General features: G+C 63.5%; 12 protein-coding genes. 6 read left to right on the top strand and 6 right to left on the bottom strand.

The window, feature by feature from the left end; all coding sequences use genetic code 11:
- Window positions 1–84 precede the first annotated feature (84 nt).
- The 3 genes from GJR96_RS13625 (at window position 85) to GJR96_RS13615 (ending at window position 4,126) form a co-directional block, all read left to right on the top strand.
- Window positions 85–1,269, top strand: coding sequence for an MFS transporter (locus tag GJR96_RS13625; RefSeq protein ID WP_151163425.1), 1,185 nt, complete (start codon window positions 85–87; stop codon window positions 1,267–1,269).
- A gap of 42 nt (window positions 1,270–1,311) precedes the next feature.
- Entirely contained in the window at window positions 1,312–1,701 is a 390-nt protein-coding gene (locus tag GJR96_RS13620) for an ArsR/SmtB family transcription factor (protein ID WP_151163424.1), read from the top strand.
- Window positions 1,702–1,771: 70 nt separating this feature from the next.
- On the top strand, window positions 1,772–4,126 hold the full coding sequence (locus GJR96_RS13615) for an ATP-dependent DNA helicase (protein ID WP_151163423.1): 2,355 nt from the start codon (window positions 1,772–1,774) through the stop codon (window positions 4,124–4,126).
- Window positions 4,127–4,131: 5 nt separating this feature from the next.
- Here the strand turns inward: GJR96_RS13615 and GJR96_RS13610 are convergent, their stop codons facing one another.
- A complete protein-coding gene (locus GJR96_RS13610; protein WP_151163422.1) occupies window positions 4,132–4,323 on the bottom strand; it encodes a DUF7576 family protein in 192 nt (63 codons plus the stop codon).
- Window positions 4,324–4,581: 258 nt separating this feature from the next.
- Here GJR96_RS13610 and GJR96_RS13605 point away from each other — a divergent pair, with 258 nt between their 5' ends.
- Complete coding sequence (locus GJR96_RS13605; RefSeq protein ID WP_151163421.1) at window positions 4,582–4,803, top strand: DUF7511 domain-containing protein; 222 nt, start codon at window positions 4,582–4,584, stop codon at window positions 4,801–4,803.
- Between the two features lie 42 nt (window positions 4,804–4,845).
- Here the strand turns inward: GJR96_RS13605 and GJR96_RS13600 are convergent, their stop codons facing one another.
- Together GJR96_RS13600 and GJR96_RS13595 are read right to left on the bottom strand one after the other, a co-directional pair.
- Window positions 4,846–6,588 carry a DNA mismatch repair protein gene (locus tag GJR96_RS13600; protein ID WP_151163420.1) on the bottom strand — a complete coding sequence of 581 codons (1,743 nt, stop codon included), beginning with the start codon at window positions 6,586–6,588 and terminating at the stop codon, window positions 4,846–4,848.
- 85 nt (window positions 6,589–6,673) lie between these two features.
- On the bottom strand, window positions 6,674–6,979 hold the full coding sequence (locus GJR96_RS13595) for a UPF0058 family protein (RefSeq protein ID WP_151163419.1): 306 nt from the start codon (window positions 6,977–6,979) through the stop codon (window positions 6,674–6,676).
- A 457-nt stretch (window positions 6,980–7,436) separates the two neighbouring features.
- Here GJR96_RS13595 and GJR96_RS13590 point away from each other — a divergent pair, with 457 nt between their 5' ends.
- Both GJR96_RS13590 and GJR96_RS13585 read left to right on the top strand, forming a co-directional pair.
- Window positions 7,437–9,455 carry a sensor histidine kinase gene (locus GJR96_RS13590; protein ID WP_151163418.1) on the top strand — a complete coding sequence of 673 codons (2,019 nt, stop codon included), beginning with the start codon at window positions 7,437–7,439 and terminating at the stop codon, window positions 9,453–9,455.
- 150 nt (window positions 9,456–9,605) lie between these two features.
- Window positions 9,606–11,351 (top strand): bacterio-opsin activator domain-containing protein, encoded by a 1,746-nt coding sequence (locus GJR96_RS13585; RefSeq protein WP_151163417.1) that lies wholly within the window; start codon window positions 9,606–9,608, stop codon window positions 11,349–11,351.
- A gap of 4 nt (window positions 11,352–11,355) precedes the next feature.
- On the opposite strand, the gene GJR96_RS13580 is transcribed toward GJR96_RS13585, so the two are convergent.
- The 3 genes from GJR96_RS13580 to GJR96_RS13570 form a co-directional block, all read right to left on the bottom strand.
- Window positions 11,356–11,748 (bottom strand): response regulator transcription factor, encoded by a 393-nt coding sequence (locus GJR96_RS13580; protein ID WP_151163416.1) that lies wholly within the window; start codon window positions 11,746–11,748, stop codon window positions 11,356–11,358.
- Window positions 11,749–11,827: 79 nt separating this feature from the next.
- Window positions 11,828–12,034: a DUF7835 family putative zinc beta-ribbon protein gene (locus GJR96_RS13575; RefSeq protein WP_058573803.1), complete on the bottom strand. Its 207-nt coding sequence runs from the start codon at window positions 12,032–12,034 to the stop codon at window positions 11,828–11,830.
- Between the two features lie 110 nt (window positions 12,035–12,144).
- On the bottom strand, window positions 12,145–12,525 hold the full coding sequence (locus tag GJR96_RS13570; protein ID WP_058573804.1) for a helix-turn-helix domain-containing protein: 381 nt from the start codon (window positions 12,523–12,525) through the stop codon (window positions 12,145–12,147).
- Between the last annotated feature and the right edge of the window lie 82 nt (window positions 12,526–12,607).

The following is a 12,607-nucleotide window of genomic DNA, read 5'->3' as shown; positions in this document are numbered from 1 at the left end:
ACACATGTGGTCGTGCGGAGAGAGAGGGACTCGTCACAGGACGCTTCCGCAACGTTTGACTCGCGGCCGACAGAACAGGCGTCAGTGACCCGTCGTCTCTTCGGAACCCTCTGCGGACTCGTCTTCCTCGTCAACTTCGGTCGCGTCGCGTTTCCACCACTCGTCGAGACGTTGCAGGCGCAGTTCGGCGTCGGCCCCGCGACCATCGGTGTCGTGACGAGTCTCGTCTGGTTGGGGACGGCGCTTCCGCGCATCCCGATTGGGTACTTGCTCACGCGCGTCCCACGTGACCGCGTCGTCCTCGGTGCGGGGACGCTGCTCGTCGCGGCGGCGGCGTTCACCGCGAGTGCTACGTCGATTCTGACGCTCCAAATCGGTGCGTTCGGCCTCGGACTCGCGTCCGGTGCGTACTTCGTCTCCGCCGTCCCCCTCGTCGGCGAACTGTTCCCCGAACGCGTCGGCCGGATGGTCGGTATCCACGGTGCGGCCAGTCAAGTCGCCGCCGTCGTCGCCGCGCCCGTCGTCGTCGCCATCCTCGCCGCGTTCTCGTGGCGCGAGACGTTCTGGGCGCTGGCGGTGGCCGCCGCCATCATCACCGTCACGCTCTACGTCGTCTCCCGCGACGGGAGTACGGAGACGGGAACCGGCGCAGACCGAGACTTCTCGGCCGCACTCGGCCACTGGAAGATTATCCTCACTGGCATCCTCCTCATCGCACCCGCGGGGTTCATCTGGCAAGGGTTGTTCAACTTCCTCGTCTCGTACATGACGCAGGCGAAGGGGTTCAGTCCGGCCGTGGCGAGTACGATGCTCACTATCGTGTTCGCGGCGGGCGTTCCGGCGTTCTCGCTGTCGGGTCGTCTCGCGGACAAACTTCCGCACGTCCCCTACATCTTCGCCCTGCTCGTCGCGTTCACGGGGATGCTGTTCGCGCTGACGTTCGCCCAGGGGTTCCTCACCGTCGCCGTCGTCGTCGCACTCTTGGGATACGTCGTCCACAGCCTGTTCCCCGCGCTGGACACGTTCATGCTCTCGTCGCTCCCGAGCGACGCTCGCGGGAGCGCCTACGCCGTCTTCAGCGGTGCTGCCCTTCTCCTCGAAGCCAACGGGAGCGGTGCCGTCGGCTTCCTGACGGAGGCGAACGTCGGGTTCGAACTGGTCTTTCGGACGCTCGCAGCGAGTCTGCTCGTCGTCGTGGCGGCGCTCGCACTCCTGTACGCAATCGACCGACTTCCGGGGATTTCGCGTCACGACGACGCCACCGTGTGACCGTCCGAAACGGTTTACTTACTTCACCTGATTGTCCGTATCATGTCAGGGTTGCTACCGTCCGAGGGGAACGTCGATACCGGTGGGGAAGGGACACCTCGTGTCCACTGGCTCGACGACGACGAGACGGAGCAACTCATCGGGAGTCTCTCGTCGAGTACGGCCCGCGACATTCTCTCCAGCCTCCACGACTCGCCCGCAACCGCGAAAGAACTCGCCGAGGTGGTCGAGACGTCGATTCAAAACGTCAGGCACCACCTCGGCAACCTTCAGGACGCAGAGTTAGCCCGCGTCGCGGGGACGCGCTACTCCGAGAAGGGCCGCGAGATGAAAGTCTACGCACCCACCGATGGTCCCCTCGTCGTCTGTGTCGGCGGCAACGAGGACAACCGCGAAGACTTCACAGACGCCATCTCCTCGTTCCTGGAGTGAGACGGCGGTACGCGCCACCAATTCCTGCGAAGGTTCAAGTACCAATTCGCGGCCAGTCACCGACACCCCTATGGCCGTCGCAACTGGACCTGAGAGCGTGACCTGGCAGGAGGTGTTCGGCCACCCGGAGGCGTACCCGGAGCAAGCCGACGGAATCGAGACTGCGATAGCGACCGCCCGAGACGACGGGTTCGCCGTCGTCGAAGGCGCGTGCGGGACTGGCAAGACGATGCTCGCACTCACCGCCGGCATCGAACTCGTCCGCGACCCCGACTCCGACTACGAACGGGTGTTCGTGCTGACGAGCGTCAAGCAGCAACTCCGGCAGTTCGAAGCGGACCTCCGAACCATCAACGAGAACCTCCCGACCGAGTGGAAACCGGTCTCCGGACTCACCCTCGTCGGGAAAGCAGACGTCTGTCCGTACAGCAGAGAGCGCTGTGGTGGCATCGACGAGTCGAGTGTCTACGACCGCTGTGAAGGCCTCCGCGACCGAACGCGCGGCCTCGTCGGCGACGGTGGACGAACGAGCGCCGAGGCACTGGCAAAAGATGCACGCGAGCAACAGACCGGCCTCCTCGACACGGGCGCGACCACTGCCGGCCCATCGTACCTCGAAACGGCGGACGAACCGACACCCTACCCGAAGTCGATGCCCGAGTACGAGGACGTGGAGTATTGCCCCTTCTACGCGAACTTCCTCGCTGACCTTCCGGACGACGGCGACCCAATCGAGGCGGTCCCATTCGAGTTCGACGACAAGGGTCTCATCACGCCCGAGGACCTCGTCTCGCTCGCCGCCGGTGCAGGGTCGTGTCCGCACTCCGTGATGGGCGCACTGTTGCCCCACCTCGAAGTCGTCGTCGGCAACTACTACCACGCGTTCGACCCGACGACTGTCGGCACGTTCACCGGCGCACTCGTGGACGACTCGACGTTCGTCATCTGCGACGAGGCACACATGCTCGAACCGCGCGTCCGAGACCTCGTCTCCGTCGGCGTCGGCGACCGAACGCTCCGCGACGCCGAGAGTGAATTCACGCGCGTCATCCAACCTGTCGAGTTCGACGACGCAGGCAAATCGACCGCAGACGCCGACCTCGTCCGCGGCGAGTTGAAAGAGGCAGACGTGACCCTGCGCGAACTCAAAGAGACGCGCGACTTCATCCGCGACCTGCGCGAGGAACTCGACCGGCGCGTGACGGCGCACCTCGACACGGAGTATGTCGGGTGGCGCGCCGACCTGACCGAACTCGCAGACGAAGAGATACCACTACGCGACCCCGAAGAACCCGCTGTCGACGAACTCACCGAGTGGGCCGAGTCGGCCGGGTACGACGAAGGAACGTGGGTGCGCGCCGAAGCGACCGGGTCGGCCGTCGCGCACATCCTCAACTCAGTCGAAGAAGACGACAAACGGCGTGCGGCACCCGCCGCGGGTCGTGCTCTCGCGACGTGGGCCTACGCCGACCACGAGAAGCACTTCCGCGCCATCGACCTCGAACGGACGTGGGACGAGATGGAACCCCCCGAGTCGTGGCGGCGCGCCTACAACGCCCGCCTCTCGGTCCACAACTGCGTCCCCGGTGAGGCCATCGCCGAACGACTGGGCGACTTCGGCGGCGGCGTCCTGATGAGTGCGACGCTCGAACCCATCGACGTGTTCCGCCGCGTGACCGGCCTCGACGCCCTGGCCGACGACGGACGACCGATTGCCGAACGGACCTTCGGCCTCGGGTTCCCCGAGTCGAACCGCGCGAGTTTCGCCGTCGACGTGCCGAAGTTCACCCACAGCAACCGCGGTCCGCCGGGCGAGGAGAACGAGACGCGTCTCGCGTACACCGACGCCGCTACCGAAGTCTGCCAGCGGTCGCCCGGAAACGTCCTCGTGGGCATGCCGAACTACGCCGAGGCAGAGTGGATGGCGAGCGTCCTCGAAGAACGGGTCGACAAGCCCGTCCTCCTCGACGAGGCGTCCGACGACGGGGCGACAGAAGACCTCAAGCGGGACTTCTTCGGCGGAACGGGGAAAGTCCTCGTCACGAGTCTCCGCGGGACACTCACCGAAGGTGTCGACTACAGCGGTGACAAACTCTCGGCAGCAGTCGTCTGTGGCGTCCCACTCATCAACACGTCGTCGCCGCGAACGCGGGCGGTGAAGACGGCCTACGACAAAGAGTTCGGAGATGGGTTCGAGACAGCGCTGACCGTGCCCGCAGTCCGAAAGGCGCGACAGGCAATCGGGCGCGTCATCCGCGGCACCGACGAAGTAGGCGTTCGCGTCTTCGTCGACGCCCGCTACGCGCGAGACTCGTGGAACGGCGTCCGCGACTATCTCCCCGCACAAGAACGAGACGAGTTCAGGCCAGTCAGTCCAGACATGCTCGGGTTCGGCCTCGACCAGTTCTGGTCGTTCGTCGACTAGTCCGTTTATCCCTCGTCGTCCCAGTCTGCCCGACACTCGTCGTCACAGAAGTGTCGGTACTGGACGGCACCGTCGTCGTCGACCCAGGTGACGACGCGGTGTGTCGGGACGTTCACGATTGGGTCGCCACACGTCGCACAGGTCGGCGCGTCTTCGGGGTCTACGTTCTCTTCTAAGTCGGACGTCGGGTCAACCATCGACACGCAGATGGCGGGTCAGGGCACTTCAAGTCGTCTCAGCCGGCAGAAGTCGCCCCACATATTCTCTCCCGGCGAGTCTGGACACCCCCGCAGACGGTTGTGAGACGCGGCAGGCCACGTGAACGTGTGGCGTGGCTATGTATCACAGCACACTTCCCCCCTCGGGAACGTGCTGGTCCCTTCTGATATTGTCAATGCTTACCACACTTAGTGAAGGTTATGTACGGACCGTCTCCTCTGTACACGTGACGGCGAATGTCCGAAGTACCCGCCTCTCAGGATTCGGTTGCAGGGACGACAGACCGCTCCGGTTCGGACTCGACCGGTGAGTGCTTCCTCCATAGCGTCGTCGTATCGTATCGAGGAAGCGCTGACCAGGTCACAATCTACCCCCGGCGCGACAGTTGCTGTAACCAGATGGAGGCGTGGTTGACCGCCGACGTCGAAGCGTTCGTCGCGCTCGACGAGATGCGATAACCGACGCACGCGACGGTCACCACGAACGTCTCTCGTACTCGCTCATCCGACGTACTCAGCGTCGGAGAGTGTCTTTTGAACCGCTTCTTCTCCGACTACTGCCGCCAGTGCCTCGAATCCAGCACGCTCGGCGCGGTCACGCGCGTTCGCGACCAATCGAGAGACGATGAACTCCGGCGTGGACTTGCCGACGGTTCCGAACCGCGGTTGGTAGTCGACGCGGAGGTCCAACTCGTCGGTTAACCCCTCGGCGAAGATGCCGTCGATGCGCGCCTCGGGTGGGAGCGGACTCAGTTCGTCCGCGAGGTGGGTGACGTAGACGCCGAAGGCGTCGCGTTCGACGGTGAGGTTCACCAGTCCGTTGAGCAGGTCCGCCGCGCGGCCGGGTTCGGTGATAGCCTCGAACTCGTCGACGAGCATGAGCGTCCGTCCCTCGTCCGACAGTGGCGGGACGATAGATTTGAGCGTCGATTCGAGGACGCCCGCGTTGAAACTCGCGTGGCGGCGGTGAAACACGACGGAGTCGAATCGACCGACGAGCGCAGACTCGGCCGGGACCGGCAGCCCCATCGACGCGAGGATAGCGACCTGCGAAAGAGTCTCCAAGAGTGTCGTCTTCCCACCGCTGTTCGCCCCCGTGAGAACGGCGACGCGGTCGCCTGACGGGGGAACCGGCCCGGACGAACACGAGAGTTCGTGGTCCCCGACGGCGTACGAGACGGGTTGCGGGTCGTCGAGAAAGAGGTTGCGCGCGCCACAGACCGAGAGGCCAGTCTCGGTGACGACGGGGTTCGTCAGGTCGTACTCGACGGCGAACCGTGCGAGCGACAGCGAGAGAGCAACCTCGTCGACTGCGTCGACGGCGATATCCACGTCGTCGCGGGCGGCCCAGATTCGGTCACGAAGTTCCTCGGCGACGACTTCCTCTCGTTCCTCGGCGTCCGCTGCGAGGTCGGAGACGAGCGACCGAAGCGACGAACTCACGAAGTCGGTCGCGTCGCGGGCATCGTCTGCGGCGGCCGATTCGACTTCGCCGCGCGCGAGGTCCGTCTCGTGTGCGACGTACTCGACGAATGCGGCGCGGAAGTCGTCCAACGACCGCACGCCGCGTTGTTGGATGGTCTCCAATACGTCGAACGCGTTGGATTCGAGTTCTTCGACCGCGTCGAGTCGGGCGCGCATCCGGTCGAGTCGTTCGTCGGCACCGGGAGCGACCGACCCATCGGGGTCGACGTACCCCAGTGCACCGAGGGCGTCTCGGAGTGCGTCGGGGTCTGCTTCGTCGAGTGCGTCGAACGTCTCACCGCGGAGACCGGCGTCTCGGAGTTCGAGTGCGGCGCGAACGGCGGCCCGTTCGGTTTCGCCCTCGTCGTCGTAGGCCTCGAACGCCGCCTCGACTGCTTCACGGGCGTCGTCAGAAAGCGCGTCCCACGCTTCGCTCGCGGCGAGAACGCGTTCGAGTCGGGCGCGGCGAGCCTCGGTGGTCGGAAGCGGCGTCAACACCCGAATTCGGTCTGCGGCGTGTTCCGTCAGGGCGCAATCGCTCGCGAGGGTCAACAGGTCGTCGTACACGTCCCTCGCGTCGCGGGTGGCGAGTGTATCGATGCCGCTGTTTCCATCGGCGCGCCGGAGGATTCGGACGGCGCGTCCACGGGTGACGCCCGCATCGACGAGTGCTCGCACGTCGGCCGACTCGATGGCGGCAACCGCGCCCTCCCTGCCGAGTGCCGATTCCAGCCGGGTCGACGTCTTCGGGCCGACCCCCCAGTAATCTTCGAGTCGCATACCGGGGCGTCTCACCGGGGTGTCTTAGGTCCTCTCGTCACGCAGTGCCACCGCTCTCGATTCGAGTGACCGCAGAGAGAAGAACTCAGTGAGAACGGACGCGCTGGTCGGTATCCGACTGTTCGGGTCCTTCGTGGGGGTGAAGGAGGTGCTGTCCGGGGACCACGTCGGTGTCGCGGCCGAGGTCACGGGCGGCACAGACGGCGAGTGTGGTCGAAAGTGTTCTGACTGCGGTTTCGTGGTCGTCTCGACAGGACCGAAGTGCCATCGGCCCGATTTCGAGACGGTGGTACGGTTCGAGGTCGTCGGGTGTGGTGACCCCTCGTTCGAGGAAGTCCCCAGCGATTTCGACGAGCAGAGTGTGCAAGTGAATGAGCTCGTTCTTTCTCATGGATTGCACATATGTGCTTATCAGGCGTAAAATAAGCGGTAAAGTATGATTTAGGTCTTGTATCTGACTCACCTAGAAATGAATGTAATCTCTCCGAACATGAATGAAAGTCCGAACATCGGACACGATTGTCACGGTGGTCGGTGTGTTCGAGGCGTAGGCGTCTCGCTCGTCGGGTGAGTTCACCAAAGGGAGTTGGGGTTTGGGCAGGGACACGTCCCCCAGGGCGGAGAGGGGGGGGTCGGATGATGTCCGCCGTACAGAGGGACGTGCGGGCACGACGAGTGACCCGGGCAGGTCACTGTGGCCATATACGAGAAGGGATGCGACGATACTAACTCACGGCCCTACGTGATTAGGGACGGTCAGGCTGGACCGGGAAACGCACAAGTCGGTGGGCGAACGAGTCGGGATATATGCACCCACAGAGGCGCGCCTGTTCGGGGGACGGCAGTCGATGACCGGCGACGCTCACGGACCAGCAGGTGAGCCTTCGTCAACAGCGAGAGAACTCGAAGAACGCCTCGACATTCTCGCGACGTTCAACGAGGTCATCGCCGACGTGAGTGAGACAATCGCGGGCGCGTCGGAGCGTCAAGACATCGAACAACACGTCTGTGACCGACTGGTCCAGACAGAGACGCTTCGGTTCGTGTGGGTCGGGGCCATCGACGGAGAGAGTGGGCGAGTCGTCCCCAACGCGTGGGCAGGAGAGGAGGATGGCTACCTCGACGAAATCGAGGTCTCTGTTTCTGCGTCACATCCCGGTGGGAACGGTCCAATCGGGCGCGCTATCCGGTCGCAGTCCGTCCAGACGACACACAGCATCGCAGACGAGTCGGACTTCGGGCCGTATCGGGCCCCAGCACTCGAACGCAGGTTTCGCTCTGCTGCGTCTGTTCCCCTCAGGTACGACGGTGAGGAGTACGGCGTCCTCACCATGTACGCCGACCACGAGGGAGCGTTCACAGACGAGTTAGCAGAGCCCATCTGGAATCTCGGACACGTCGTCGCGCACGGAATCGACTCGCACGCGAGACGCGAACGGGAGCGCGAACTCGAACGCCGTGAGGCCGCGTTTTCGCGCATCGTCGCCGACATCGAGGAGTACGCCATCTTCCGCCTCGATGCCGACGGCCACGTTGCGAGTTGGAACCGGGGTGCCGAGGCCATCAAGGGGTACACCACGGACGAGATTCTCGGCGAGCACGTTCGAACCTTCTACACAGGCGAAGACCGCACGGAAGGAGTACCGAACTGTCTCCTCGATGCGGCCAGACGTGACGGGCGCGTCGAAGACGAAGGGTGGCGAGTCCGTGCCGATGGGTCGACGTTCTGGGCATCAGTCGTCATCACCGCACTGACCGACGGCGACGGGGAAATTCGCGGGTTCGCGAAGGTGACTCGCGACATGACTGAGCGAAAAGAGCGTGAGCGACAACTGAACGCCGTGTTCAACAGCACGTTCCAGTACATGGGACTTCTCGACCCTGACGGGACGGTTCTCAGGGTGAACGACGCCGCACTGGCGTTCGCCGACGCCGACCGTGAGTCGGTCGTCGGACGCCCCGCGTGGGAGACGTTGTGGTGGCGCGGTGACGAGGACCGCATCGCGGCGCTCAAAGATGCTATCTCGCGGGCCGCAGACGGCGAGTTCGTCAGGTACGAAGTCGACATCGGCGACGACCCAGAGAGACCCGAGTCGACCATCGACTTCTCCGTGACACCGGTCTTCGACGATGACGGAGAGGAAGTCGTTCTCGTCGTCCCCGAAGGCCACGATATCACCGACCGGAAGGAACGCGAACACGACCTACGGCGGGAACGAGAGCGACTAGAGTTCGTGAACCGAATCATCCGCCACAACCTCCTCAACGGTCTCAACGTGGTCGGCGCACGCTCGGACATCGTCGGTGACTTCGTCGAACCGGAGGGCGAGTCACACCTCCGAACGATACGGAACCGCGTCGACGAGATGACTGACCTCGTCCGAACGATGCGGACCTTCATGAAGGTCATCGTCGAGCGAGAGTCTCACGAGTTCGAACCGCGGTCACTGGACGACGCAATCGACGATACTGTTGCAGAACTCGGAGCGGGGGGCACCGAGGTGGACGTCACCGTCGAGTGCGTTATCGGAACCACCGTCCTCGCCGACGAACTGCTCGACGATGTCGTCGAGCACCTGCTGAAGAACGCCGTCCAGCACAACGACAAAGCCGTGCCCGAAGTCCACGTGGACGTTGCCGCCGCCGACGAGTTCGTCGAACTCCGCGTGTCCGACAACGGCCCCGGTATCCCGGACGAAGAGAAACGCCGCATCGTCGACCAGCGAATCGAAGACCTCTCGGACCCCGGAAACGGGTTCGGTCTGTTCCTCGTCCGCGAGATAGTCGAGAGTTACGGCGGCGAGGTTCGTATCGAAGACAACCACCCGACTGGGTCGACGTTCGTCGTGACGTTCCCGCAGGCGTGAGCGCCCGGTCGTAGTCGTCGGTTGGCGACGTTCTGTGAGGTGCGACCGAGACGGTCTGCGACGGAGAAATCGGGACTCTACGGGACCTAAATTCCACCTCACCCGATGGGCAGATATATATCTGTCCAATGGTACTGTGTGTTCGATACGATGGTCACCGAACGCTCGGCCGGGGGGCACCCAGACCAACGGGTTGCCGAGCAGACTGTTCTCGTCGTCGACGACGACGAGGACCTCGCAGACACCTGTCGATACTGGCTCGACGGCGAACGATTCTCGGTCGAGACAGCCTACGGCGGCGAAGCGGCACTCGACCGCATCGACGACAGTGTCGACGTCGTCCTTCTCGACCGCCGGATGCCCACTATCTCCGGTGACGACGTCCTCGACGAGATTCGCGCGCGCGATATCGACTGCCGTGTGGCGATGATGACCGCCGTCGAACCGGACACGGACATCGTGGACATGCCGTTCGACGCGTACCTCGTCAAGCCCGTCACCGAGACGGAGGTCAAAGAGACCGTCGAGGAACTCCTCTTCCGGTCGAGTTTCGAATCGGAAGTCCGCGAGTACTTCGCGCTCGAATCGACCGAAGAAGTCCTCGACAGCCGTGAAGTCGACGAACTCCGCGAACCGGAGGCGCTCGACGAATTGCGTAGCCGACTCGGCGCGGTTCGCGCGGAACACGAGGCCGCAATCCAGAATCGTGAACGGCAACTCGACCGGCTGAACCGCGTCAACGACCTCATCCGCGACGTCGACCGGGCGCTCATCGACGCGCGGACGCGAGACGAGATAGAACAGACCGTCTGCGACGCCGTCGCCGACGCCCACGAGGCCGCCTACGTCCTCCGCCGGACTGCGGCCGGTGTACTTCGGTGTACTGCCCAGACCGGTCTCGACTGCGAACCCACGGACGTCGACCACAGCGTCGTCGACGACGTGTTCGACCCCAACGACCCCGACGAGGTGTACGTCTTCGACGATATCTCGGCCGACCACCGGGATGCGGTGTTCGGTGAACGAGCAGCGGAGTTCGACGACGTGTCTGGGCTGTGTGTCCCCATCTCCTATCAAGGAACGGTCTACGGTGCGCTCACCGTCTTCGACGAACGGGGCGAGTTCGACGAGGAGTCAGCAGGGCTGTTCTCGGACCTCGGTGCCACGGTCGGAAACGGTATCAACGCCGCACAGAGTAAGCGCCTCCTCAACGGCGACAGCGTCGTCGAACTCGAATTCCGTCTCGAAGTGGACGCCGACGCACTCACTGTTCTCAGTGCAGAAATCGGGTGTGACCTCTCGTTGAACGGTGTCGCCCAAGTCGACGACGGTATCACCTGCTTCGTCACCGTCGAAGGCGTGCCGGGAAGTGACCTCGTGGAGGCGGCAGTCGCTTCCGACCGAATCACGACCGTTCGCGTCGTCACCGACGCACCCGACGGGTCGGTCTTGGAGATTCGACTCGACGAGTCGTCGGTCCTCCTCACGGCTATCGACCACGGCGCGAGTATCGAGGCACTCGAACTCTCGGAGGGAAGCGGCAGTCTCGCGCTTCACGTCGCGGCAGACGCCGACCACGGGGCAATCGTCGACGCGGTGTCCGGGTCAGAACCCGGCGTCTCCGTCGTCGCCAAACGCGAGGTAGAACAGTCGACACAATCGACGGAGTCGTTCCGCCACGAACTCGACGCAAAGTTGACCGCCCGGCAGAAGACGGTCCTCGAAACGTCCTTCGTCTCGGGGTACTTCGAGTGGCCGCGAGGGAGTACGGCCGAAGAAGTCGCAGACTCACTCGGTATCTCGCCGCCGACGCTCCACGAACACCTCCGGTCCGCAGAGCGAAAACTCATCGAGGCGTACTTCGAAGAACTGAATCCTGCGCCAGCGGACGACTGACGAGTTACTCGACGGGAACTTCCTGTGTGTCGGCCGTAAAGCGAGCGACTGCGTCGAAGATATCTGCCTTCGTGACCGGTTTCGTGAGGACGTCGTCAGCGGGGAGGTCAGAGAGTTCGTCGCTCGGTGTCGCACTCAGCATGACGACTGCCGGCGTGTCGGAGGTGGATTGGCGTCGTACCTCCTGCAGGACAGTCTCACCTGGGAGGCCCGGTAAGTTCCGGTCGAGGAAGACGACGTCTACGTCGTCGTCGAACGCCTGGAGGGCCTCTCGCCCGGAGTAGGCGACCCGAACCTCGTACTGTCGTTCGAGCCACAGTGCGAGACTGTCAGCGAGGGCTACCTCGTCGTCGACGAGGAGGATGGTCGGCGGGTCGGTCGATGGTGCATGTGTCATCTCTGGGTGCAGGGCGTGGACGAACGGGGTGTCCCTCGGTACCGAACCGACGTGGTTGGTGTCGTGACGAACGGTGTGGTCACGCGTCGTTCATACGCTGAGACCGCTTGTCACCGCAGCGAGTGCACTGCGTGACTCGGTAGGGTTCGCGCGAGAACTGGCGGTTCTCACGTTTCCGGCTCTCGGTCTTGATCTCTATCGAGACGTCGTGTGACGTCCGAGTCTCACACGAGGGGCACTCTTCGACGAACTCGTTGTTTCGGGGACTGCTTTTACTCTTCGACATAGAGGGGTCGTAGAAAAAGCTACGGGCTGATAGCGGTTGAACGCAGAGCCTAATCAGTTTGGGATAGAAGAATGTCCGCTTGGTGGCGGCACGCAGTCGGGTGAGTTTCCTCACTCGGCGGTGATGATTTTCTCGTCGTACTTGTCGCGGAACTCCTGGATGAGCGTGCCCATCTGAGCGTACCAGTCGTTGAGCATCCGCTGCATCTCGTCTGCGACTTCGTTGGGGTCCGTCGGGAGGTACACGTGGTAGTACCCGCCGTGTTCGTAGTTGACCTGTTCTTTCTTGATGAGTCCAGCCTGCAGAAGACGCTGGATGGAGCGGTATGCGGTCGAGCGTTCGCGCTCTACGGCCTCCGCAACCTCGTCGACGGTCATGGGGTCCTCTGTATCGACGAGAACCTCGAAGCACCGTCGGTCGAGCTGCTTGAGTCCGTGGAGACACTCGAGGAGCCCCTCACACTGCATGTCGGATTGCAGATATTCGACCATCGAGCTAGCCATTATCACGTCGCGCTACGTGGTCAGCACTCAAAAGGGTTTGTATGCTTTGTACAACACCGAGCCAAAAAAC

The organism is Haloferax litoreum (assembly GCF_009674605.1).
Taxonomy (GTDB): Archaea; Halobacteriota; Halobacteria; order Halobacteriales; family Haloferacaceae; genus Haloferax; species Haloferax litoreum.
This window is presented reverse-complemented; position numbering and strand designations above follow the sequence as displayed.